This is a genomic window from Vibrio sp. 10N.286.49.C3 (assembly GCF_041469545.1).
In the GTDB taxonomy this organism is placed as follows: Bacteria; Pseudomonadota; Gammaproteobacteria; order Enterobacterales; family Vibrionaceae; genus Vibrio; species Vibrio tasmaniensis_A.
The window spans coordinates 129669-153428 of record NZ_JBFRKT010000021.1; the positions used below are offsets into that span (position 1 = coordinate 129669).

Consider the following 23760-nt stretch of genomic DNA (forward strand, 5'->3'; position numbering starts at 1 on the left):
CATGAACAACCCAGCAATACAGCCGAGCGTAACGGCGATTATCGCAGACGATGAAGCACTGTTAAGGCACCACCTAGACAAGAGCCTTGCTGAGGTTTGGCCGGAGCTGGAGATCGTCAGCAAGGCACAAAACGGTTTGGAGGCGATGCAGAGTATTCAGCAGCTTAAGCCCGACGTGGCGTTTCTCGATATTCGTATGCCTGAGCTGGATGGAATCTCGCTGGCGAAACAATTGAACAAGCTAGATTCGCCGCCATTGATTGTGTTCATTACGGCTTATGACGAATACGCAGTTAAAGCCTTTGAACATAATGCGATGGATTACCTGCTTAAGCCAATCAATGAAGAGCGCTTACTGGCGACATGCCAGAAGGTGCAAGCGCGTCTGTCGAGCAATCAAACACAATCAGGTATTACGCCAGAACAGCCCGATATCACGGCGTTAATGGCTCAGCTTCAACAACTATCACAATCGTCTTCCCAGCAAACACAGCCTCCTTATCTATCGCAGCCCCTTTATCAACAGCAGAAGAAACATCTCACGTGGCTCAAAGCCAGTGTCGGAGAAGACATTCACCTTATCGCCGTCGATGATGTTGCTTACTTCAAAACGGAAGACAAGTACGTGTCGATATTCAAAAAAGGTCAAGGCGGTTTGCTAGAGGAGTTTATTCTTCGCGTGTCGCTAAAAGAGTTGATCGCCCAGCTTAACCCAGATGAGTTTTGGCAGATTCACCGCTCGGTGGTGGTTAAAGTGTCGGCCATTGATAAGGTGAAGAAAGGGCTCTCTGGCCAAATGTCGGCGTATGTGTCAGGCGAAAAGCTACCGATCAGCCGCGCCTCGCAAGCTCTTTTTAAAGGGATGTGAGAAACCTGTTTAAGGGAATTTAATAAATCAGTTTTAAGGGATGTGAAATCACCCGATCTATAATCTATGACTATCAGCTTGTGTAATTTATAAAGTTGACAGTTTCATGCATGTTTAGATTGTCTCTCAAAATTTAAATGACTGAATTTATATGAAATTATTATGCTATTGCGATCGGATATATTGGAGGAAAGCCCTTCAAAGAGATCGTTATGAAAGCATACTATTTAGTCGTCGTATTGAGCTCCACATTGCTAGGTTGCAGCTCTACTCCTCAACAACAAACGTTATTGAAATCCGATCCATACTGGGTCAAAGGAGAGTTAGATAACGGATTAACCTACCATGTCTACCCTGACCAAGAACAACCGGTCTCGGTACGCTTACTCGTGCATGCCGGATCTTTGCAAGAGAGCGAACAACAGAAAGGGTACGCCCACTTTGTTGAGCATATGGCGTTTAATGGCAGCAAGAACTTTTCAGGAAATGAGGTGGTCGAGCTATTTGAGCAATCTGGTGCCAGTTTTGGTGCAGACTTAAATGCTTACACCTCTTATCAAGAAACCCTCTATAAATTAGATCTGCCCGACAATAAGAACCTAGACAAAGCGCTGGCTTGGTTTAGAGACATTGGCGATGGTTTATTGCTGTCCGAAGCTGAAATCGAAAAAGAGAAAGGTGTGATACTTGGGGAGTTTCGATACACGCGAGTTGAAGATAAACCTCTCTCGTTTAAGTTCTACGATCATCTGGTTGAAGGGACGACTTACCAAAGTAACGATCCTATTGGCAATAAAGAATCCGTTTCTAAAGCGAATGTTCAAGAATTAAAGAACTATTACCAAACCTGGTATCAACCTCAGTTAACCGAAGTGATTGTCTCTGGTGATATCACATTGGCAGAAGTGATCCCTTTGATTGAAGATACTTTCTCTGATTGGCAAAGAGGCACAACACCGGTTCCCGTGAAGAACACGTCAGTGGATTACAATACTCAAGATTTTGTGGCGTATGGATCTGGTGTCGAGCCACCGAGCATCGGGATAGTCATTGACCGTGGGGAAAGAGTGACACAGAGCCATGAGCAACAACATCAGCTTTGGTTAGATGATATTGCTCAACAACTTATCCAACAAAGGTTGAATTCTGACTTTGTTGACGCTGCGTTACCTGTGCAGTGGGTTTTTTCAACACCCTACTTATTAGAGTACCAAAGGTATTCGATTACTACGGTCAGTTTTCCTGTTAATAGCCGAGAGCAAAGTCAGCAGCAGTTTGTTTCTACTCTCGCCTCTTTGCGTGACTATGGCGTAAGTGAATATGAGTTGGCGAGTGTGCTTCAGCAATACCAAGAGAACCTTGACGACATTCAACTAAACTGGGATCAAATGGATGCTGTGGCTCATGCTGATGGTAAATCGACAGCATTGGTGATTAACCAACCCGTTCAATCACAGCTTGATTATAAGTCGAGCTTGAAAACGTTTCTTGCGAATACGGATCTGGAGGCCGTGAATGATAACTTAGATGATTTGCTTTCCAGCCCTTATATTTTGGGGTTAGGTTTATCGTCTAAGGAAGACATGCTAGCAATGGATAACGAGCTAAAAGATGTCAGAAAAGCCTATGAAAAGAAAGGTAACAAGCCACTGCTCGTTACCGCAAGTTCTGCGTTTAGCGTGCCAGAATCTCAAGGCGACATTGTGAAACAAATTCAGGTGAGTGAGGATCCTAACTTACAACAATGGACATTGAGCAATGGTATCGAGGTTTGGTATTTACGAAACCCTGAGGTGGGTAATAATGTTGGTGTTTATTATGCGAGTGAAGGTGGAAAAGCAGCCCTAGATTCGTCTTTATTTCCTGCGTCAGAGGTGGCGATTTCAGCATCGATCCGTAGTGGTGTTGGTAAATTCAGTGGATCGGAATTAAATACCCATTTGAAACGCAAAGACATCCAAATTTATTCCTTCATCAACTTTACTCATCATGGGCTGGAAATAAGCACTAAGAAAAAGACGCTCGCAGAAGGCTTAGCTGCGCTGTATACCATTGTGACCGCACCTAAAATTGACAGCGATCAGCTTGAGGCTGTGAAATCTGAATTTGCACAAGATCGCACGGCTTATCTAGAAACCCCAGTGGGTCAGTTTATGAAAATGGTTAACCATAATAGCTATCAAGATAGCAGTCGTCATATCATGCTGGAAAGTGAAGATATTGAAGCCGTGACATCTCAAGATATACTTGACGTTCAGCACCAACTCTTTCAGAAGTTAAGAGACAATACGCTTGTCATCGTTGCTGATATTAAGCCATCTGAAATTAAGCCTCTCGTACGCCAATATGTTGCTTCATTGCCATTGGAAGCCGTTGTGTCTCCTGATTATCAAGTTGCCTATAGCACTGATTCGAAAGAACGAATCGATATATCGATCAATAATGAAGACAGCAGCCAGTACTTATTGCGTATTATTTCTCAGCAAGCTCGAGAGAAAACAGCAAAGGATGTGTTCATGGACGATATGCTGCAGCGCGTGTTGTCGAGCCGCCTAACGGCTTATGTTCGCGAAGAATTAGGCTTGGATTATGCACCTTACGTGTATTCGGTCGCTCAAGACAGTGAGCCAAGTTACGACTGGTTGGTGGGCTCCTTAACAGCCCCTGAAAACTTAGATCAGGTTGAACAGGCGATTGATAAAGTTATTGCTGAAGCCGTTAAAGGCATTTCTGAAGATGAGACTCGAACCGCTGCTAAACAGCTAGTGGCTGACCTCACGCCACTTCAATATAAGCCTACTCAACAAGCTTGGTTTATTTCACGTTACTTAATTCATGACTACGGTGTTGAGGCACTGTTTGACTTACAGGGAACGACAGATTCAATTTCTAGTAAAGATATGACGGAGTATGCTAAAGAAATTTTTGGAGATAACAGCTACCAGTTGAAGAACTTGTTAAGGCCAAAAAGTTAAGCCCATTGAGAGAGTGACCTTGTAGAAAAGTCGCTTTCAACCTTAAATCTAAGATATCGAACCTAAGCCAAATGCACCGTCATTTGGCTTTTTTATTTGGGTTAGGGTTAGTCTTTAAACTCGTTACTTTTTAATTCATCACTTTCAAGCTTGTCACTTTTAAACTAGTTACTGACTTTTAAATGCTCGTAATTTGCGCCTTATATAACTGAGTGCAATTTATAAAATAAAGATCTAGATCACAAAGATACTCATCCGGTTCAATATTAAATAATAATCGTTAACTCAATCTGTATATTGTCGATGAATGACATTAAGAGGTTGTTATGAAAACATATTATTTAGCGGCGGCTGTATGCCTCACCTTGGTTGGCTGTAGTTCAACATCAAGTATCACCGAAACCTTAATCCAGCCGGATCCGGCATGGACATCAGGCCAGCTAGAAAATGGCCTTACCTACCATGTTTATCCAGATCATGAAGAATCCGTATCTGTTCGTTTAGTTGTGCACGCGGGTTCGTTCCAAGAGACTGACCAACAAGAAGGTTATGCGCACTTTTTGGAGCACATGGCATTCAATGGCAGTAAAAATTTCTCTCAAAATGACGTGATTCGTCTATTCGAAGATGCAGGCGCTAGCTTTGGCGCTGATATCAATGCCTACACTTCTTACCAAGAAACAGTGTATCAATTAGATTTACCTGACAATGTCCAATTACAGTCTGCCCTGACGTGGATGCGAGACATTGGTGATGCTCTGGACCTATCAAGTTCAGAAGTCGAAAAAGAGAAAGGTGTGATTCTTGGTGAGTTCCGTTATGCACGATTAGACGACAAGCCATTCGCAGAACAGTTTTTAGACCACTTCATTGAGGGTGGTCAGTATGAAGGCCAAGATGCACTTGGTACTAAAGAGTCTGTACTCAGCGCGACTTCCCAAGGGCTAAATAACTTTTATCAGACTTGGTATCAACCTCAGAACGTTGAGGTGATTGTCTCCGGTGACATTGACACAAAAACCGTCATTCCATTAATTGAACAGAAGTTTTCAGATTGGCAGCGAGGACAAACTCCCAAGCCAGTAAAACAAAGAATTACCACCTTTAATGAAGGTGATTATATTGAGTATGCAGAATCGGAAGCGCCAAGTATCTCTTTGATGATCAACCGAGGGGCAAGTGCGGTAGACACTCGCGCGCAACAGCATCAACTTTGGCTTGATGAGACAGCACAGCAACTGATCAGGCAGCGACTTAATACCAAGTTCAATGATGCGGCTTTGCCAACTCAATGGATAAGTTCCAAACATTATTCTATGGAATATCAGCGCTATTCATTGGTGGATGTTGGCTTTCCTGTCGGCGCTCGTGAGGTGACTCAAAAGGAGCTAATCGCCACATTGGCATCTCTGCGTGATTATGGCGTCTCTGAAAATGAGATAATTAGCGAACAGCATTATTATCAAGACTTGCTCGATAATGTTGAGATCGATTGGGACAATATGGACAGCGTGCAGCACGCTAACCAGAAAGCGACGGCTTTAGTGAACGAACAAATCGTGCAATCACAACGAGACTATGAAGCGAGCCTTGAAGAGTTTGTCGCAAACCTCGATCTTGATGCGATTAATGCCAATATTAAGGCTTTGCTTTCTAGCGACTATTTTGTAGTGGTTGGTATGAATGAAAGTGAAGATAAAGTCGCCGTTACCCAAGCCATCGAGAGCTTGAAAGCAACTTATAGCGAAAAGGGTGCCAAACCGTTGTTTTCGGTGACCAGCAGTGCTTTTGCTGTTCCTAGTTCGCAAGGCGATATTGAGTTAGTGGAACAGATGTATGTAGACCCATATGTTCAAAAGTGGACGCTTAGCAATGGTATCGATATGTGGTATCTGCGTGACTATCTCGCAGGCGATGACATAGGTATTTACTACACAAGCTTAGGTGGTAAGGCCGCACTCGATCCTAAGTTATATCCAGCGTCAGAGTTAGCTCTTGCTGCTATCGGTAGAAGTGGTGTTGGCAGTTTTTCAGGAACGGAGCTTGATGCGCATTTGGATCGTGAAGATATTCAGGTTTATCCGTTTATCGATTTTACTCACCATGGCGTCGAATTTAAGCTCACCAGTAATGGCTTAGCGGAAACTTTTGCTGCACTCAACGCGATCGTTACATCAGTCAAGGTATCGCCAGAGCAACTGGAGGCGGTTAAGCAAGAGTTCATTCAAAATCGAGATTCTTACTTAGCAAGCCCTACTGGTCAGTTCGCATATGCAATGAACCAAAATACCTATCAAGCGGACAGTGATCATGTGCTGCTCGATAGTAAAAATGTGGAAACGGTTTCTGTTGAAGAGATAAAGAGCGTCCATCAGCAGTTGTTTGGTCAATTCCGAAATAATCAGCTGGTTATTGTGGGCGACATTGATCCAAGTGAACTGAAACCTCTGGTTCGCCAGTACTTGGCTTCTATTCCATTGGAAAAAGCCGTTGTGCCTGACTTTAACGTCGCGTACAAGCACCCATCTAAAGCGCGTATTGATTTGTCGGTCAACACGGCTAATAGCACTGAGTACATGCTAAGAGTCATTGCGGAGCCTTCCGAGCAAACTGGAATAGTAAGAGGGAAAACGGCGAAAGATATCTTTATGGAAGACATGCTGCAACGCCTGCTTGTTACTCGTTTAGACGCGTACATACGTGAAGATTTAAGTCTAGATTACTCACCTTATGCTTACTGTGTATCGCAAGATGGTGATACAAGCCATGACTGGTTTATTGGTGCGCTGATCGACCCTAAAAATGCCGATAAGATAGAGGTCGCGATTGATAAAGTGATTGGAGACCTTCTGAAGGGCGTATCAAATGATGAGATTAGAGCGGCAGGCAAGCAACTAGAAGCGGACTTTACGCCTTTAGATACTAGTGTTGTTGATCAAGCATGGTTCGTGTCTCGTTATCTTTTGCACGACTATGGTGTAGAAGCCTTGTTTAACGTGAAAGCGACGGTTAACTCAATTTCTCGTGAAGATATGAATCAACTTGTCCAACGCATCTTTGGTGAAAATAGCCGTAAGGTTAAGAACATCATGCGTCCTAAAGCCTAAAGCCTAAAGCCTAAAGCCTAAAGCCTAAAGCAGACTGAAACACTTAACCCAAAGCCAAGCGCACATCGCTTGGCTTTCTTGTTTTTACACCATTCATAATATCTATGCACCAAGCTTTGTTGAGCTCTTTTTGAGGTATATAAATCTAAATGCCGTGAGTGCCTAATCGGTTGCATCGTATCATTTTCTAAAAAAATGTTTTAAATCAAGACAGCGTTTCATTTGTATTGTAGATTGACGATCTACGAGAATGTTGTTTGGATATTAGATTGCTTAAACTAGGTACCCGATTAGTCTTAATGTTGTTTTTACTGAGCTTTGGCTTAGTGAATTCTAACGGCTATTCGTTTCCTTCTAAGCCATTCCAAATTCATTCGGCTCAAGAGCAATCTTCGCAGAATGAACAATCTTCCTCGATAAAACAGTGTAAACAAGCCACTACGGATAATCCGTCGGCCTATTTAGAGTGCGATAAGGCTCCGTTTGGCACCGTGCCTTATGGTGACAGTTCCAACTATCATGACACCGAGTCGAGCCTCCAGGCTGCAAACTTCAGACGTATGCTCAGCAACGAGCAAGAAAGCGTGGCCGATCTTGAGCCTGCTTATCATCTACTGATCGACTTTTCACCCCCTTCATTACTGGCTTCTCTGCTCTTTAACACGCCGTTGTTGGATTCCAAGCAGCACTGGACCAGTATTGTGAGTTCTCCGTCCTCCCGGCTTTCTGGGTGGAAAGAGGGCAATATTCAATACTCGCATTTCCGAGAACTTCTTAGCTAATCGTTTGACCCTAAATTGGTCGTATCGATGGTCACCTCGTGCCCGTTGAACTCGCCAATTAACCCAATATAGCGACACACAATTATTAGCCTCACTATTACTCAATCAGCTTGTTTTGGTTGTGACTAGTTGTCGTTCGTGTTCGCAAAGCATTAGTTATACCAATCGCAGTAAATAACTGGCCATCCAAGCTGGTTAAAACGCTCGATCACTGCTTTTTCCCGGCGCTATTTTTGAGCACGTGTTTACGGTGATTGGTAAAAAGAAGAGATCTTGACTGTGAAAAAACGCATTCCAAGAAAACAAATCAACCACTATTCAAAGTGGAAATACGCGGTGCTTATCGCCACCATTATCATCATGGTTCTGAGTGCTTTACCTTCTTGGTATGGCGAGAATGCATCGGTTCAAATCAGCAATCGCTCTGAGCAGACAATCGATGCGACTCAAATTACTCAATACCTTGCGAGCGAAGGCATCCAAGCCAAATCTGCATTTCAAAAAGACCAACGTTTAGTCGTGATCTTGGAAGATGCTGAGCAACAAGCGAAAGCCAAAGAGGTGCTGAATGAGCGCCTATTGGATAACGCGACCGTTGCGCTAGCGATGGAGCCAGCAGCACCAAAATGGTTGACTGACATGGGCTTCGCGCCGATTCAGCTAGGCCTTGATTTACGTGGTGGTGTGCAGTTCTTATTAGAAGTGGATATGGAGCCGGTTTATCACGCGCAAGCTCAAGCGATGGTCGACGAGATCACGAGCGAAGTGCGTTATGCCCGCGGTAAAGTGGTGAACAACCAAGTTCAGTTTGATTTCCGTACCGACGCCGATTTCGAAAAAGCCCAGAAGCTGATTCGTCAAGAGTTCCCACAATGGCTACGTAACCGCTCAGACAAGTCACTAACGTTAACTCAGTCTGAAGAAGAACAAAGAACGCTACGCAACCTTACGGTTCAACAAAACCTGCAAATCATGCGCAGCCGTATTGAAGAATTAGGCATCACGGAAGCATCGATTCAACGTCAAGGTGAAAGCCGTATTCGTATTGAACTGCCGGGTGTACAAGACCCTGCAGCTGCGAAAGACGTGATTGGTGCAACGGCATCTTTGGCGTTCTATTCGGTGTACGACAATGCCACTCGCAGTACTCAAACCCTGAAAGATTCAGACGGCAACCGTGTGGTCGTCGACCGCAAGGCGGTGTTGAGTGGCGAACACATTATTGATGCTCGCAGTGGCATTGGTGAGATGGGCAGTGCAGAAGTCAACATTACGCTGGATTCTTCTGGTGGTAAGAAAATGTCCGAGTTCTCACGTCATAACATCGGTAAGCCAATGGCAACGGTGTACAGCGAATACAGCCGTGATAGAGCGGGCAACAGCAAGCAAGACAGTGAAGTGATTAGTGTGGCAAACATCCAATCTCAACTGGGTAGCCGCTTCAGAATCACTGGCGCAGGCAGTTTGGCAGACGCACAAAAGCTTGCGTTACTGTTGCGTGCGGGGTCATTGACTGCGCCTGTGACCATCATTGAAGAACGTACCATTGGCCCATCTTTGGGTGCTGAAAATGTAACCAACGGCTTTGCTGCTTTGGCACTTGGTCTTGGCCTTACGCTAACGTTTATGGCGCTATGGTACCGCCGCTTAGGTTGGGTCGCGAACTGTGCATTGGTGGTTAACATGACCACATTATTTGGTTTGATTGCGCTGCTACCGGGTGCGGTATTAACTCTGCCGGGTATTGCGGGTCTAGTACTGACCGTTGGTATGGCGGTGGACACTAACGTGCTTATCTTCGAGCGTATTCGAGACAAGATGAAAGAAGGGCGCAGCTTTGCTAGCTCTATCGATCGTGGTTTCGATAGCGCATTCTCGTCAATTTTCGATGCTAACGTCACTACCATGATCGTTGCTGTGGCTCTATATACCATTGGTAATGGACCGATTCAGGGCTTCGCTCTGACACTGGGCTTAGGTCTTCTAACCAGTATGTTTACGGGTATTTTTGCTTCACGAGCAATCATCAATTTGGTTTGGGGGCGTGACCAACGCCACGATGTAAGGATTTAAGCATGAGTACTTCAAAAATGACTATTTCAGACCGCTATTTTTCAAATAGCAATGTGACTCGCCTTCGTAAGGTGATGTCTGTGATTTCTATTGTGCTGTTCATGAGCTCTGTGATGCTGGTGGCAGTGAAAGGTTTTAACTGGGGTTTGGACTTTACTGGCGGTGTGGTTGCCGAGGTTCAACTCTCTGATCAAGTAACCAAAGATGCGTTAAAAACCAAGCTCGACACGGCTTTCCAACAAGACGTTCAAGTAGTCGGTATGGCAGAACAGGATCGCTGGACTATTCGTTACAGCCAACTGACAGACGCCCCACAGCCAAACTTAGTGGATGCTTTGTCATCGGTAAGTGACCAAGTAAAAGTGCTTAACAGCAGCGTGGTTGGCCCTCAAGTGGGTCAAGACATGGTTGACCAAGGTGGCTTGGCGGTATTGGTGTGTTTCCTAATGATCATGCTGTACCTGAGTGTGCGATTTGAATGGCGTTTGGCTCTGGGGGCGCTTGCCGCGATCATCTATGACGTGACGCTTATCTTGGGTTTGTTCGCTTTTACTCAGTTTGAGTTCAACCTGACCGTATTGGCGGCCGTGCTAGCGATTCTCGGTTACTCATTGAATGACTCGATCATCATCGCCGACCGTGTACGCGAAATGCTACGCGGCAATCCAAACGGTGATACTGATAACCTGCTCAACGAATCGGTTAAAGCGACCTTCTCACGCACCATGGTGACTTCAGGAACAACGCTAATTACCGTATCAGCGCTTTGGCTACTTGGTGGCGCTGCGCTGCAAGGTTTCGCTATTGCACTCGTGGTTGGCATTGTCAGCGGTACGTGGTCTTCAGTTTCTGTCGGCATCACACTGCCTAAGTTACTTGGCCTACAGCCTTGTCACTACCAAGTGAAAGCGCCAGTAGAAGTTGAGGGTGAGTACCCTTAGTCAAGCTAAGCTAGCTTATGCACGCTAGGCCGATTTACTTACGCTATTAACCTAAATCAATAATGAAAGCCCCTGAACTCACTTAGCCCCCTAAGTAAGCTCAGGGGCTTTATTTTTTATAAGAGTCAACTGGTTAGAGAAAAGTGAGCCTATTTCAAAAAACGATGGATTGAGCAGGCAAGCCCTCATGATATGAAGTATGTTTAGATGACGTTAGTAGAAATGAGGCAAGGGAATGGAATATCGACATCAATGTCATGTAGGCGACCATGGTGATGCACTGAAGCATCCAGTATTGAGTGCACTTGTTCAGTCATTAATGCAGCAGCATTCACGCCTCAATGTTATCGACACGCACTCAGGTACAGGGTGTTATGACCTAACCACCGCACCAAGTAATCACGCCGGTGAGTTTGCTGAAGGGGTCGGGTACTTGTGGCGCAATAAGGCTTATCTTCCTCCGGCATTCGCTTCTTTTATGTCGGTACTGGAATACTACAATCCGAATCAACTTATCTCTCTCTATCCGGGCTCAGCAGCCATCACTTACCAACAAGGCCGCAGCCAAGACAGTTTCTATTTTTCAGACATTCAGCAAGATGAAGCTGATTTACTGCAAACTAATATTGAGACGTTACAACGTGACCTCGATGTCTCAAGCAAGCTGACTATTTCCGCGGGTGATGGGCTTAAAGCGTTGCCTGACGACGTAGCAAAACACGATAATCATCACCTGATTGTTATCGATCCTCCCTATGAAACCGATTCTGAATATCTCGCAGTGATCGATGCCTTGGTTAAGGCGTATCAACAGTCTGAGACGGTATCTGCACTAATTTGGTACCCGCTTTACACGGATGACAAGAGCTCACTGATTCTGAATCACTGTGTTACTGCAGTGAAAGATGGTTTGCTGCCAAGTCCGATTAAGTCGGAGCTTCGCCTTCGAGACCCGAAAGGGGATGATCGCCTAATCGGCAGTGGTTTGTTGTTATTCAACCCACCACAAGGCATTTCAGGAATAGTCGCAGATACGCTTGATTATTTACACAGCCAACTCTCGACCAATGGTGAAGGCTACTGGCAAATGAGAAGCCTATAGATCTGATTTTTATGGGTTTTACGATGATTTTCGAGATGTAGATCGCTAAATCATTTCAATCTGTATGGTTTAAATTGACCAAACTCTAACTTTTATCGATTGATTTATCGCGATGAATCATATAAAAATAGTACATCAATGCGCACAGGTGCATACTAGCTCATAAGTTAAATAATTATCCCAAATTAATATCAGATTGTGGTTTACCCCCTAAACTGCATAAGGCTCGCACTAGTCACGCGAGCCTTTCTTTTGCCTGAAAGAAAACTTAAGGCATTGTTAGCACTTCAAAACCAACTACAACGCTGGGTAATCGGTATAGCCTTTTTCGTTGCCGCCGAACAGAGTGGCGCCATCAAGATCGGATAGTTCACTGCCGTTTTGTAGGCGTGAAACTAGATCTGGATTCGCAACGAATGGGCGACCAAATGCGACAAGGTCAGCGTAGCCTTTGCTTAACACTTCTTCGGCGCGTTCTGGGGTGTAGCTGCCAGCGACGATGATGGTGTTAGAGAATAGTTCTCTTAGCTCTACACGGAAGCTTTCAGGTATCACAGGCGCGTCATCCCAATCGGCTTCTGATAGGTGCAGATAAGCGATATTTCGAGCTTGCAGTTCCTTTGACGCTTCTAAAATCGTTGGTACGATGTCTGGGCAGTTCATGTCTTTGAAGGTGATGAATGGGGCTAAACGTACGCCCATTTTGTCAGCACCAATCGCTTCAATTACCGCATCCACGACTTCAATTAGAAAGCGAAGTCGGTTCTCACGACTGCCACCATAGCTGTCGGTGCGCTTATTTGAATTGGTTCTTAGGAATTGATCGATGAGGTAGCCATTACCGCCGTGGATCTCGACACCGTTGAACCCTGCCTCGACCGCTTTCTTCGCTGAGTTAGCAAAATCTTGAACCACACGATCTATATCGGCTTGGGTCATTTCTCTTGGTTGAATGCAATCCACCATGTTGCCGTTTCCATTCTCATCAGCAATCCAAACCTGAGTTTCTACCGGAGCCAGTGCTGAAGGTGCAATCGGCAACTCGCCTTTTTGGAAGGTTGGATGAGACACGCGCCCCACATGCCATAGTTGGCAGAATATCGCAGCGCCTTGTTCTTTAGCGGCAGAGGTGACACCTTGCCAACCTTCCACTTGTTCGCGTGTGTAAACGCCGGGTGTGAATGAGTATCCTTGAGAGTCATCTGAGATTTGTGTCGCTTCAGTGATGATGAGTCCTGCACTTGCTCGTTGTTGGTAGTAAGTCGCCATCATTTCATTTGGCACGTTTCCAGGTTGGCTTGTACGAGCGCGTGTCATGGGGGCCATAACCACACGGTTTTGTAGTTCTAGATCTTTGAGTTCTGCTGTTTCGAATAATTTGCTCATGGTATTTACCTTGTGTCGGTCATGTGTTGATTGATTTAGCGTGCGGTGGTCACTATTTCGATTCCGCAGGGCTGAAGATAGAGTCGTTTTGTGGCTTTTCAGCTCGGTTGGCTTTTGCAATAAGCAACAAACCAATCACTGGGACAACAACGGCTGCGAATGGAATCATTCCTGCGCCTAGTTGGCTGTCGAGTACCATGCCGCCTAAGAAGCCACCGAAGGCATTGGCCAAGTTAAACGCTGAGATATTCGCGGTTGCTGCTAGCTCTTGGCCTTCGCCACCGTGGTTCATTACTCGAAGCTGCATAGCAGGAACGTTCGCAAATGATGCAATACCAAAGACAAATGCAGCTGCAACGAATAGGATTTTGTTGTCTACAACAAGGCCAACCACTACTAATGAAACGATCATCGCGATAGCCCAAAACATCGATGCTTTGCCTAAATCTTTGTCAGAAGAGCGTCCGCCCAAGGTGTTACCGATGATTAAGCCGACGCCAACAATCACTAAGATCCAAGTTACTGATTCTTGACCGTAACCCGTGATGCGCATAGCGATAGGCGCAAGGTAGCCGTAAAGCGTCATGAAGCCAGACCAAGCAAAAGCGGTGATCGCCAAGTTGATAAGCAGCATTGGATTTTTGAACGCCAACAGCTGAGTTTTGATGTCTCTCGCTTCGCTGTGACCCGTTGATTTGATAGATGTCAGGATAGAAATCATCGCAATCGTGCCAAGTGCCGCCACAGTATAGAAGGTGGTGTGCCAACCGAATTGCAAGCTCACCCAAGTACCTGCGGGAACCCCAAGAACGTTAGCGAGCGTTAAGCCAGCAAACATCTGACCAACAGCACGACCTGCCATTTTCTCAGACACTAAATTGGTCGCGACAACGGCACCTATGCCATAGAAAGGACCTTGCACTAAGCCTGCGATAACGCGGCTTGCAAGTAGAAGTGGGTAGCTAGGAGCTAAGGCTGACAAGATATTACCGATGATGAACAAAGCCATTAAGCCAATCAGTACCATCTTCTTGTTAAAACGTGCGAGGTAGATGGTTAAGATCGGGCCACCAATAACGATAGCCAATGCGTAAGCACTGATTAGGTATCCGGCTTGACCTTCGGTGATCGAAAGGGATGTGGCAATTTGTGGAAGGATGCCTGCAATAACAAACTCAGCGGTGCCGATGGCAAAAGCTGCGAGTGTCAGTATCCAAACTTGGAAGGGGATCTTTTCTTTATGGATCGCTTCTGGTTTCATAATGAAGTACCTGTGTTAATTCTTGTTTGTTAGGACGTTTACATACACGCCCTAACGATTGTTCTTTGCTTCTTTGCTTCTTTGCTTCTTTGCTTCTTTGCTTCTTTGCTTCTTTGCGAAGTGTTAGCCGAGTAGAGCCCCGCCATTGATGTCGATGATTGACCCCGTTACGTATGGGTTGTTAATCGCGAATAGATAGCCCATTGCGATATCTTTTGCCTCTCCGACTTTGCCTGCCGGTAGGTTGTTTTTGGCGTTGTCGTACATGGTTGAACGAGCTGAATCGTCCATGTTTTTGTAAGCTTCAGTCATGGTAAGGCCGGGGCTGACGGCGTTGACTCGAATCGGTGAAAGTTCTTTGGCAAGCACTTTAGTTACGCTCTCTAGCGCGGCATTAATTGCGGTTTTTACGTAAGTACCAGCAACCACTTTGCGTGACAGCATGCCCGTGGTTAGTGTGATTGAGCCGTTTGGAGTCATGTAACGTGCGGCGTGCTTGGCTACGTTTAAGCTTCCCCAAAACTTGGTATCAAATGCTGCTTTTGCGTCTGCGATAGCAAGGTCTGTCACTTTTCCTGCGGGAGCGTATGAACCCGCGGTTATCACCAAGTGATCAAATGCACCAATCGATTCGAAGTATTCACAAACCGATGTCTCATTGCTGATATCAACGCCGGTGTGTCGGCTGGCAATGTGTACTGTGTTGTCTTCGTTTCTCAATTGCATTGCTAATGCTTTGCCGATACCTGATGTTCCACCAATGATGACGAATGTGTGCTTTTCTTGGTTTGTAAGTTCGTTGTTCATGTTCTGAGTTCCTGCGTGTTCTGCTGATGGTTGTCATTATATTTATTCGACTAAATTTGATAATTGGTTAAAATATAAAATCATTATTCGGATTAACTGAATAGTAGGAGAGGTGAATGGACAAGTTTTCAGATATGGCGATGTTCGTGAGCATTGTTAAGCATCATGGGTTAGCAGCGGCGGGGCGAGAGCTAGGGCTTTCTCCTGCGACCATGACAGCAAGGCTTCAAGCGTTGGAAGAGCGTTATGGTGTGAAGCTGCTGAACCGAAGCACAAGACATGTGTCTTTAACTGACTCAGGGGAGCTGTATCACAAGGCGTGTCTGGAGATATTGGATAATGTCAGCGAGGCTGAAAACCTGATTCAAAATGGCGTCAAAGAGGTTAAAGGCCCACTAAAGATTGCAGCACCTAAAGACATCGGAAAGCAGTACATTCTTCCTATTCTGTCGGAGTTTTGTCAGCAGTATCCGGACGTTATTCCTTACCTGTACTTGAACGATAACCTCTCGAACATTGCTGAATCTGGCATGGATATCGTGATTCGTTATGGTGAATTGGTCGACAGCAGTTTGATATCCAGACGCTTATCGCCAAGCCGACGTGTGTTGTGTGCTTCACCAGAATATCTTGCCAAGCATGGAACGCCGCTAACACCACCAGATTTGGTCGAGCACGATTGTTTGGCGATGCTGCGCAGCAATGAAGAACTTAAGACATGGCATTTCCAAGACCACGACATGAAGAAGTCGATTACCGTTGTTCCAAAGCGATTTTCAGACGATGGTGAAGTGATTCGTTACTGGGCATTAAAAGGTGAGGGTATTGCGCTTAAATCGGTACTGGATGTACAAGACGACATCAATAACCAACGCCTTGTGACGCTACTTAATGGCTACATGAAGAACTTCAATACCTCGACGTCAGTATCGAGTGCCGACTTGAATGTGGTGTACATCAGCAAGAAGTATCAGCCTAAGCGTATTCGGCTGTTTTTGGATTTTCTGTTTGATAATTTTAATGACTTGGTCGAGAGATCTGGCAGAGATTAATTATCGTTAATCTATTGAAAATGAAACCTCAATGACGATAGATCTATAGTGCCTTTGAAGCTTTATTGATCAAATAAACTTTATTACCGAATTGCAGTTTACCCCCTAAGTTGCATCTGGCTCGCATTAGTCACGCGAGCCTTTCTTTTTTTTGGCGATAAGTGTTTGGTTTACGATAATATTTATCTCCGATAAAGGGGGAAGTAGTGAAAATACTAATTATCGAAGATGACACCACCACAAGAGAATTTGTGGCCAAAGGTCTTGAAGAGCATGGTTATGCGGTCGACCAAGCAGAAGATGGCAAGAAAGGCTTAATGATGGCGTTAAGCTCCGAGTATCAACTGGTGATTCTTGATCGCATGTTACCGTATTTGGATGGAATGAAAGTTCTCTCTGCAATCAAAGCGACAGAAGAAAATTTACCGGTATTAATTTTGAGTGCCATGGACAGCGTGGAAGATCGCGTGAATGGCCTTCAAGCAGGAAGTGATGATTATCTGATAAAACCTTTTGCTCTGGCTGAGCTTGTTGCACGCGTAGATATCATTATCAATAGAACTAAACGTCAGTCCGTTACTGAGACAAATTTGATATATGACTGCTTAGAAATCGATTTACGCGCTCATAGAGTAGTGTGTAAAAACCAAGATCTCCAATTGCAGCCGAAAGAGTTTCAACTGATTCAGTATTTCGTTGAGCACAGTGAGCAAGTTGTTTCAAGAATGCGCTTGTTTGAGGCTATTTGGAGCTACCACTTTGACCCGAAAACCAATGTCATTGATGTTCATGTCGCCAATTTAAGAAGGAAGCTTGAAGAAGCAGGTTGCCCTGATTTGCTTCATACAGTGAGAGGGGGCAGGTTATGTCCTTCGTCGATGATTACTCCCTCACTCGCTCCTCTGTATTTAAGACTCTAGTCGGTTTGTTTGTGTTGGTGACAGTGATTAATGTCATCGTGATTAGGCAGGTATACAAAGACTCAGATGCGTTCCATCGGGCACAACTCATTCGACAGCTGCAAGATGAGTCATCCGAATTCAGCTATGCTGCCAATCAAAGTAAAGAGGACGTTGAAAGGTTACTTGCCGTAAAGCAAACATCCGACACTAATTTTTACTATCGCCTTTCTGAGCGAACAAGCCCTTTACTAACCACGTCTTATCCTGTTGTTTCGCTTATGTCTGAAACCGCCAACATTAGCATTGGAGATACGCATCGCTTGGTGATTGGTATTGATAGACAGGCGGTAGAAGAGTATCGAAAAACTCTAATCCCGATTGTATTTTCGGGCATTGTACTTCCTATTGCCGTTATGCTGATCGCGGCTCTGTTTTTTACGGTTCTGATCTTAAAGCGTTTAGAAAGAGTCAACCAAGCGATGAATCGAGTGCTGTGTGGTGAAAAAAGCGTAAAAATCCCCGTATCCAAACAAGATGATGAATTTGATATTTTGGCGATCCATCTCAACTTCATGATTGAGCAAATGGCTAAAAATGAAGAGTCATTGAAGTCGTTAACAGTAGGCATGGCTCATGATATGCGCACTCCCATGGCTCGGCTAAAGTTACGCTTAGAAGAGGTATTATCGGATTCCACATTGACCGATGAACATCAAGAGCAATTCTCGGCTTGCCATGATGAGTTGGAGCTCATCTTATCGCTATTCAATAGCATGTTAGAGATCACCAAGCTGAATAGCGGGCAAACGTTGATCGCCACAGAGCGTGTAGATCTCGGAAAAATAGCTCAAGATGCTATTGAATTTATCAGCCCGATTGCTGAAATGAAGCAACAGAGTTTGGTTTGTCGGCTAGACCAAGAGTGCGAAATATTGGGTGATAAAAGCCTTCTGTTCAGGGCTGTTTTTAACTTGGTTGAAAATGCAGTGAAATACACACCTGAAAAGGGAAAAATTGAAGTGGTGGTTGATTACTTTGGTGTCACGGTGGCAGACAACGGTATCGGGATATCAGATAAAGACAAGATGAATGTTTGTCGGCCTATGTTCCGTGCTGATAAAAGTCGAACGGAATTTGGCAACGGCCTTGGCTTGTCTCTGGTTGATGCCGTAGTAAAGCGTCACCATGCCCATCTTATTTTAAGAGATAACACCCCAGGATTAAGGGCTCGCCTCTATTTTGAACGTTAACTTTAGTGGACTTTGTAGGCTGCTCAACACCTTAATCCTTATTCGTTAGGCGCGTTTTTTAGGGTGTAGTATTTGGTTGAATAAACTGCGCTGAGAGCCAATTTCCATCGTTGCCTTGACTAACGATTTCAATAACTTATCGGATGCGCTATAGAAATTTGTTATTGGATTTGAAAAATCTCTAATATCCAACTTTGAGATAATCTCGTACTGGTTCAACGCATCTGCATCTCTATGAGCAATAGTATTAAGCCTAACTTCACGAAACTGCTGGATAGTGACTTTATGAGCTTTGCGTAATTCCTTTAATGCTCCTGACACTTCTTTTTTTGATTCATCAGATAAACCTGTGCACTCAAAAATAAACCCCATTTTCTTGCCCGTCACCTTTGTCATATCCCATTCATATATGGTCAAGAGCAGAGTACGCAAAGCTATGCCTCGTTTCGTTTCGTTCGGATGCGCAAAAGCATCTGCTTTCAAGGCTTGGATGTCTCTTTCGGCAAGTAGAAAATAAAGACTAAGGTTGAAGAACTGTTTAGATGCAGGGAAATATTCAGCATTGATCTTTTTCATCTGCTCAACAACTGTATGAATTGTGTTGTTAATCACTTTATCTCTAAACTGGAACTCTTTGTTTAGCTTTCGATGTAACCGCCACAAGAATAATGCTTTCAACTGCTTTCCAAATTTCTGATGAAATTTCATACGCCACCATCGTTCTTGAACTTGGCGAGAAGAATTCAAAAATTTTTGACTCATCATAATATTCCACTGTAGCGCCTAACATTTTAATATCGTACATACACGAATCTATTCCGCCTAACATATCAAGATTATTGCTTATAACCAACTGAATGCTATGCATATAATGTAAAACAGTTTTATTGTTTAAATGAGTAACCTTGCAAGCACGCATCATTGCCTAGGAGGAGTACGCACTCACTCTGAAATGGCCTTTGAATTCGCGATTAATCAACGTCTTAAAAGCGGTTGTTCGTCCTATGCATGCCCATCGTCAAGAGCCCGTCTTTTTCTCTTTTTCGCTCCCATAATCTCTTTACGCTGCGCGTGCAAAAAAGCCAAAGCGAATCGCTTTGGCCTGAGTGCTGTAATGTGAATCGCAACGTGTGCTGTGTTTTAGTGACGCTGGGTTTAACTTGGAAGTGGGACCGATGTTAGGTCTTGGCTTTTAGGGATTTGACTCATCGCATGAGCGATCTCCTCTGCCTCTGTGCCAATAATAACCTGAAGGTTGTTAGCCCCAATTTTTACCACGCCCATTGCGCCAATCGCTTTCAGTGTCGCTTCATCAACAATGCTGATGTCTTTAAGTGTTAAACGCAGTCTTGTGATGCATGAATCGATACTGGTTAGGTTGGCATGTCCACCGAGCACTTTTAAGTATTGCGCCGCCTTCTCATTCGATGAAACTTGGTTTACTTCTGCAACGCCTACATCTTCACGTCCCGGTGTTTTGAGATCGAACTTTAGGATGGCGAAGCGGAATATTGAGTAGTAAATCGTCGCAAAGAATAGACCTTGAAGTATCAACATGTAAGGTTTTACTGCGAGCGGAAGATTGTAAGACAGCACGAAGTCAATTAACCCACCACTGAAGGTAAAGCCAGCGATCCACTGCATACTAGCAGCAAAGTATAGCGACATAGCGGCAAGAAGCGCGTGAATAACATAAAGCACAGGTGCCACGAACATGAAGGCAAACTCAATCGGTTCTGTTACGCCAGTTAAGATAGCGGTTAACGCTGAAGCACCTAGAATACCGCCGACTTTCTTTTTGTTTTCTGGTTTAGCACAGTGGTACATCGCTAAACATGCCGCTGGTAAGCCATAACCCATAACAGGGAAGAAGCCACCTTGATAAATACCCGTTACACCGAGTTCGCCAGTGCCCGACCAGAATTTAGAAATGTCATTGATGCCCACTAAATCGAATAGGAAAACTTGGTTAAGTGCGTGGTGCAAGCCAACAGGAATAAGTAAGCGATTAAAGAAACCATAGAGGCCAGCGCCTGTCGCGCCCATTTCAGAAATAGAAATACCGAACTCAACCAGTGCTCCGTAGACGACAGGCCACACATAAACCATGACTAAGCTGATACTAATCGCGGCTAGAGAAGTGATGATTGGAACGAAGCGCTTGCCACCAAAGAATCCGAGAGCCGCAGGCAGTTTTATGGTGTGGAATCGGTTATAAAGAGTGGCGGCGACAATACCTATCATGATGCCAGTGAATGCACTCACTGCTGCATTAGAAGCGATAAGTTCAGATGCGCCCATTTGATCAACAGGGACACCGGTGATCTGTGAGATAACATTCACGTTACCCACGATCATTTCCACGACGAGTAGACCTAATAGGCCAGATAGAGCTGCAGCGCCGTTATTGTCTTTTGCTAAACCATAAGCGACACCAACCGCGAATAACCACGCTTGGTTATCCATAATGCCTTTACCACCGTATACGAGTATGGTGGCTAATGCGCTGTTAGCTCCCCAACCTGATGGGTCAAGAGCATAGCCCAACCCTAGCATCAAACCACCGGCAGGCAGTACGGCGATCGGCACCATCAGTGCTTTGCCGATTTTTTGTAAGTATCCAAGTATGTTCACGTTTTTTCTCTCTCTATTTTTATTGATAGGGAGAGCTTACTTGCATAAGGATTAAGGATCGGTTGTGCTTAGATTAACGATTATTAATGTAGGGCGATGTCGTTGTAAAACTGAGAACTATTGAAGATTTTATGGATAAGTTGATTGTTCTAAAAATGCTAAATTCAAAGCTTCCTTACGGACAACGTAAACCGTTCTCGTTAAGATAGCTTGACCACATGGACGTGATTGGAGAGATAAAAATGAAACTAGTCGGTAACACGGTTATCCAACCTTTTCACAAGGCAACCTGCCATTGCGGTGCGGTTGAATTAGAGCTTAGCTTACCTAACGGGATAGAAAAACCACGTCGTTGTGATTGTTCTATCTGTCGTCGCAGGGGAGCGATTGTGGGCTCTGTTGCGCTGGATGGCATCAAGATCCTCAAAGGTGCGGAGCATCTCAAGCTTTATCAATTCAATACCAATACTGCGAAGCATTACTTCTGCTCAAACTGCGGCATCTATACCCATCATCAACGCCGTTCTAGCCCAAATGAATACGGTTTTAACATCGGCTGTTTGGAAGGGGTGAACCCTTTTGATATTGGTGATGTGGTGACCAACGATGGCGTTAATCACCCTGCTGATCGCTAAGTCGTTACACAATATAAAAGGAATTAATTATGTCTGAATATGGAGCGGTCATTCGCTGGCAAAAAGCGGAAGATGAAGCCTTTAGCGACAACCAATACAGTCGCGGTCATACGTGGGAGTTCGATGGTGGTGTCACTGTACCTGCTTCGTCTTCTCCTCATGTTGTGCCACTGCCGTTTTCGGTGGAAGCGAATGTCGACCCAGAAGAAGCGTTTATCGCGGCACTTTCTAGCTGCCATATGCTGACGTTTTTGGGCATTGCCGCCAAGCAGAAGTACGTGATCGACTCTTACGTGGATGATGCGATTGGTGTGCTGGAAGAAGATGAATCCGGTCGCTCGTCTGTCACTAAGGTGACTCTGCGCCCTAAGATTGTGTTTTTAGGTACCAAAAAGCCGACCGCCAAACAGCTCGAAAAACTGCATCACTTGGCGCACAAAAACTGCTTTATCGCGAACTCGGTCAAGACTGAAATTGTGGTCGAGATGCGAGATTAATCTTAATTAATCACAAGATTTCTTTAAAAACTTCGTCCTTTTTATCTCGCTATCGTCTTAAGGGTATTCAGGCAATCCAGTTGATTGCAAAAGAACCAAGCACACTATTTGAGGAACCCTCCATGACAGCGTTTAACAGTGCATCGAATTACGGTGAACATGCGTTTATCAAAAGCAAACCAGAGATGCTAGAGAGCATTTACAACACTGTCGATGTATTTCCTTACTGGATTGCCGACATGGATTTTCAGGTGGCAGAGCCGATCACTCAAGAGCTGAATCGTCTGGTTGAGCGCGGTGTGTACTCTTACGAATTTCATGAGCAAGCAGTGTTTGAAGCGCTGTCGCAATGGTATTCAAAGCGTCATGGTTTGAACCTCTCTGCTGATAAGTTCGTTCAGGTACCGGGTGTGCTTTCTGGTATTGCATTGTTACTGCGTCAATTCACCAATGAAGGTGAAGGTGAAGGTGATGGTGTGCTAATCCATACGCCAGCGTATCACCAGTTTTCTAACTTGGCGAACAAGGCTAATCGTCAGGTGGTGAACAGCCCACTGATTAATGATGAGCAAGGTTACCGCATTGATTTCGATGGTATGGAACAGCAGATAATCGAACACAAAGTAAAAACGATGATTTTCTGTAATCCTCACAACCCAACGGGTCGTGTGTGGACGCAGCAAGAAATTGAACAAGTCATCGAGATCGCCAAGCGCCACGATGTGCTGATCATCAGCGATGAAATCCACTCAGACATTATCTTTGAAGGTCACGCTTTCACGAGCTTAACCAGCTTTGATTACGACAAGGTCATCACCTTGATTGGCTCTCCGGCGAAAACCTTCGGCATGCACAGCATTTCAAACGGCTATGTGTACACCAACAACAATGAGCTATTTGAAGCGTTCAAAACCAATGTCGCGGCGATGTATCTTGACCATGGTAATGCCTTGACGACGTTTGCGACGATTGCTGCCTTCGAAAAGGGTGAAGAGTGGTTAGATGGTATGTTGGCGTATCTGCAAGGCACAGTTAAGTGGATTACCGAATTTGCAGAGCAGCGAATTCCTCAGTTAAAAGTCTTCCAACCGCAAGGCACTTACCAAGTGTGGTTTGATTTTTCTGAGTTAGGTTTCTCGGAAGAAGATCTAAAGAACGTGGTGTTTGAGCAGGCTAAAATGGGGTTAACTCCGGGCGGCTGGTTTGGCGCTGAGAGTTATCATTTTATGCGAATGAACATCGCGACTTCACGCGACAATATCGAGCAATCATTTACTGCGTTGGCTGATGCGATTGAGGGTTTTGAGCAAGGAGGCCAGAAAAATTCAAACTGCTGTGATCAGGGCAATTCAAAAAGCTGCTGCTGATTATCCATGTTGAATTGAAAATGCTTAGCCGCTGATGCTGATCATTCGGCTGTAAAGTACGAAAAACCGCGAGGCTGTTTAGCGCATCACTGGCGGTTTTTTTGTGTCTGTGTAATTCTAA

Annotated in this window: 17 protein-coding genes and 1 pseudogene; 13 read left to right on the top strand and 5 right to left on the bottom strand. The window is 44.8% G+C overall.

The features are described 5' to 3' along the window. Window position 1: 1 nt before the first annotated feature. From AB4180_RS09605 to rlmJ, 7 genes are all read left to right on the top strand, one after another. Window positions 2-868, top strand: coding sequence for a LytTR family DNA-binding domain-containing protein (locus AB4180_RS09605; protein ID WP_102248783.1), 867 nt, complete (start codon window positions 2-4; stop codon window positions 866-868). Window positions 869-1080: 212 nt separating this feature from the next. Then, window positions 1081-3843 (top strand): pitrilysin family protein, encoded by a 2763-nt coding sequence (locus AB4180_RS09610; RefSeq protein ID WP_102248784.1) that lies wholly within the window; start codon window positions 1081-1083, stop codon window positions 3841-3843. A 326-nt stretch (window positions 3844-4169) separates the two neighbouring features. Continuing rightward, window positions 4170-6950, top strand: a complete 2781-nt coding sequence (locus AB4180_RS09615; RefSeq protein ID WP_102248785.1) for a pitrilysin family protein — start codon at window positions 4170-4172, stop codon at window positions 6948-6950. Window positions 6951-7249: 299 nt separating this feature from the next. Beyond that, window positions 7250-7732, top strand: coding sequence for a hypothetical protein (locus AB4180_RS09620; protein WP_102248786.1), 483 nt, complete (start codon window positions 7250-7252; stop codon window positions 7730-7732). Window positions 7733-8005: 273 nt separating this feature from the next. Continuing rightward, window positions 8006-9805 carry a protein translocase subunit SecD gene (gene secD, locus AB4180_RS09625; protein WP_102248787.1) on the top strand — a complete coding sequence of 600 codons (1800 nt, stop codon included), beginning with the start codon at window positions 8006-8008 and terminating at the stop codon, window positions 9803-9805. A gap of 2 nt (window positions 9806-9807) precedes the next feature. Continuing rightward, the gene (gene secF / locus AB4180_RS09630; protein WP_102248788.1) at window positions 9808-10746 is read left to right on the top strand and encodes a protein translocase subunit SecF; all 939 of its coding nucleotides are present in this window, start codon (window positions 9808-9810) and stop codon (window positions 10744-10746) included. Between the two features lie 235 nt (window positions 10747-10981). Next, window positions 10982-11848, top strand: a complete 867-nt coding sequence (gene rlmJ / locus AB4180_RS09635) for a 23S rRNA (adenine(2030)-N(6))-methyltransferase RlmJ (protein WP_102248789.1) — start codon at window positions 10982-10984, stop codon at window positions 11846-11848. A gap of 297 nt (window positions 11849-12145) precedes the next feature. Here the strand turns inward: rlmJ and AB4180_RS09640 are convergent, their stop codons facing one another. From AB4180_RS09640 to AB4180_RS09650, 3 genes are all read right to left on the bottom strand, one after another. Continuing rightward, complete coding sequence (locus AB4180_RS09640) at window positions 12146-13234, bottom strand: alkene reductase (protein WP_102248790.1); 1089 nt, start codon at window positions 13232-13234, stop codon at window positions 12146-12148. A gap of 52 nt (window positions 13235-13286) precedes the next feature. Next, window positions 13287-14495: an MFS transporter gene (locus tag AB4180_RS09645; RefSeq protein WP_102248791.1), complete on the bottom strand. Its 1209-nt coding sequence runs from the start codon at window positions 14493-14495 to the stop codon at window positions 13287-13289. Window positions 14496-14618: 123 nt separating this feature from the next. Beyond that, window positions 14619-15302: an SDR family oxidoreductase gene (locus tag AB4180_RS09650; RefSeq protein ID WP_102248792.1), complete on the bottom strand. Its 684-nt coding sequence runs from the start codon at window positions 15300-15302 to the stop codon at window positions 14619-14621. 116 nt (window positions 15303-15418) lie between these two features. Here AB4180_RS09650 and AB4180_RS09655 point away from each other — a divergent pair, with 116 nt between their 5' ends. From AB4180_RS09655 to AB4180_RS09665, 3 genes and pseudogenes are all read left to right on the top strand, one after another. Beyond that, the gene (locus AB4180_RS09655; RefSeq protein WP_102248793.1) at window positions 15419-16354 is read left to right on the top strand and encodes a LysR family transcriptional regulator; all 936 of its coding nucleotides are present in this window, start codon (window positions 15419-15421) and stop codon (window positions 16352-16354) included. Between the two features lie 206 nt (window positions 16355-16560). Then, window positions 16561-17236: pseudogene (locus AB4180_RS09660) on the top strand (response regulator transcription factor). Continuing rightward, window positions 17220-18506 carry a HAMP domain-containing sensor histidine kinase gene (locus AB4180_RS09665; protein ID WP_102248794.1) on the top strand — a complete coding sequence of 429 codons (1287 nt, stop codon included), beginning with the start codon at window positions 17220-17222 and terminating at the stop codon, window positions 18504-18506. The pseudogene AB4180_RS09660 and the gene AB4180_RS09665 overlap by 17 nt, the downstream one beginning before the upstream one ends. Window positions 18507-18551: 45 nt before the next feature. On the opposite strand, the gene AB4180_RS09670 is transcribed toward AB4180_RS09665, so the two are convergent. Next, the gene (locus AB4180_RS09670) at window positions 18552-19271 is read right to left on the bottom strand and encodes a hypothetical protein (RefSeq protein ID WP_133151472.1); all 720 of its coding nucleotides are present in this window, start codon (window positions 19269-19271) and stop codon (window positions 18552-18554) included. 390 nt (window positions 19272-19661) lie between these two features. After that, window positions 19662-21140, bottom strand: coding sequence for an N-acetylglucosamine-specific PTS transporter subunit IIBC (gene nagE, locus AB4180_RS09675; protein WP_102248795.1), 1479 nt, complete (start codon window positions 21138-21140; stop codon window positions 19662-19664). 242 nt (window positions 21141-21382) lie between these two features. Here nagE and AB4180_RS09680 point away from each other — a divergent pair, with 242 nt between their 5' ends. The 3 genes from AB4180_RS09680 to AB4180_RS09690 all read left to right on the top strand — a co-directional run bounded on the left by AB4180_RS09680 (window position 21383) and on the right by AB4180_RS09690 (window position 23639). Next, a complete protein-coding gene (locus AB4180_RS09680) occupies window positions 21383-21775 on the top strand; it encodes a GFA family protein (protein WP_050651206.1) in 393 nt (130 codons plus the stop codon). A gap of 29 nt (window positions 21776-21804) precedes the next feature. Further along, window positions 21805-22272 carry an OsmC family protein gene (locus AB4180_RS09685; RefSeq protein ID WP_102248796.1) on the top strand — a complete coding sequence of 156 codons (468 nt, stop codon included), beginning with the start codon at window positions 21805-21807 and terminating at the stop codon, window positions 22270-22272. Between the two features lie 122 nt (window positions 22273-22394). Continuing rightward, the gene (locus tag AB4180_RS09690) at window positions 22395-23639 is read left to right on the top strand and encodes a MalY/PatB family protein (protein ID WP_102248797.1); all 1245 of its coding nucleotides are present in this window, start codon (window positions 22395-22397) and stop codon (window positions 23637-23639) included. The last annotated feature ends 121 nt before the right edge of the window (window positions 23640-23760 follow it).

Bases quoted from the DNA above. Each gene is read 5' to 3' on its own strand.
- AB4180_RS09605 (WP_102248783.1), top strand. From the start codon at position 2: ATGAACAACCCAGCAATACAGCCGAGCGTAACGGCGATTATCGCAGAC.
- AB4180_RS09610 (WP_102248784.1), top strand. From the start codon at position 1,081: ATGAAAGCATACTATTTAGTCGTCGTATTGAGCTCCACATTGCTAGGT.
- AB4180_RS09615 (WP_102248785.1), top strand. From the start codon at position 4,170: ATGAAAACATATTATTTAGCGGCGGCTGTATGCCTCACCTTGGTTGGC.
- AB4180_RS09620 (WP_102248786.1), top strand. From the start codon at position 7,250: ATGTTGTTTTTACTGAGCTTTGGCTTAGTGAATTCTAACGGCTATTCG.
- secF (WP_102248788.1), top strand. From the start codon at position 9,808: ATGAGTACTTCAAAAATGACTATTTCAGACCGCTATTTTTCAAATAGC.
- rlmJ (WP_102248789.1), top strand. From the start codon at position 10,982: ATGGAATATCGACATCAATGTCATGTAGGCGACCATGGTGATGCACTG.
- AB4180_RS09640 (WP_102248790.1), bottom strand. From the start codon at position 13,234: ATGAGCAAATTATTCGAAACAGCAGAACTCAAAGATCTAGAACTACAA.
- AB4180_RS09645 (WP_102248791.1), bottom strand. From the start codon at position 14,495: ATGAAACCAGAAGCGATCCATAAAGAAAAGATCCCCTTCCAAGTTTGG.
- AB4180_RS09650 (WP_102248792.1), bottom strand. From the start codon at position 15,302: ATGAACAACGAACTTACAAACCAAGAAAAGCACACATTCGTCATCATT.
- AB4180_RS09655 (WP_102248793.1), top strand. From the start codon at position 15,419: ATGGACAAGTTTTCAGATATGGCGATGTTCGTGAGCATTGTTAAGCAT.
- AB4180_RS09665 (WP_102248794.1), top strand. From the start codon at position 17,220: ATGTCCTTCGTCGATGATTACTCCCTCACTCGCTCCTCTGTATTTAAG.
- AB4180_RS09670 (WP_133151472.1), bottom strand. From the start codon at position 19,271: ATGATGAGTCAAAAATTTTTGAATTCTTCTCGCCAAGTTCAAGAACGA.
- AB4180_RS09680 (WP_050651206.1), top strand. From the start codon at position 21,383: ATGAAACTAGTCGGTAACACGGTTATCCAACCTTTTCACAAGGCAACC.
- AB4180_RS09685 (WP_102248796.1), top strand. From the start codon at position 21,805: ATGTCTGAATATGGAGCGGTCATTCGCTGGCAAAAAGCGGAAGATGAA.
- AB4180_RS09690 (WP_102248797.1), top strand. From the start codon at position 22,395: ATGACAGCGTTTAACAGTGCATCGAATTACGGTGAACATGCGTTTATC.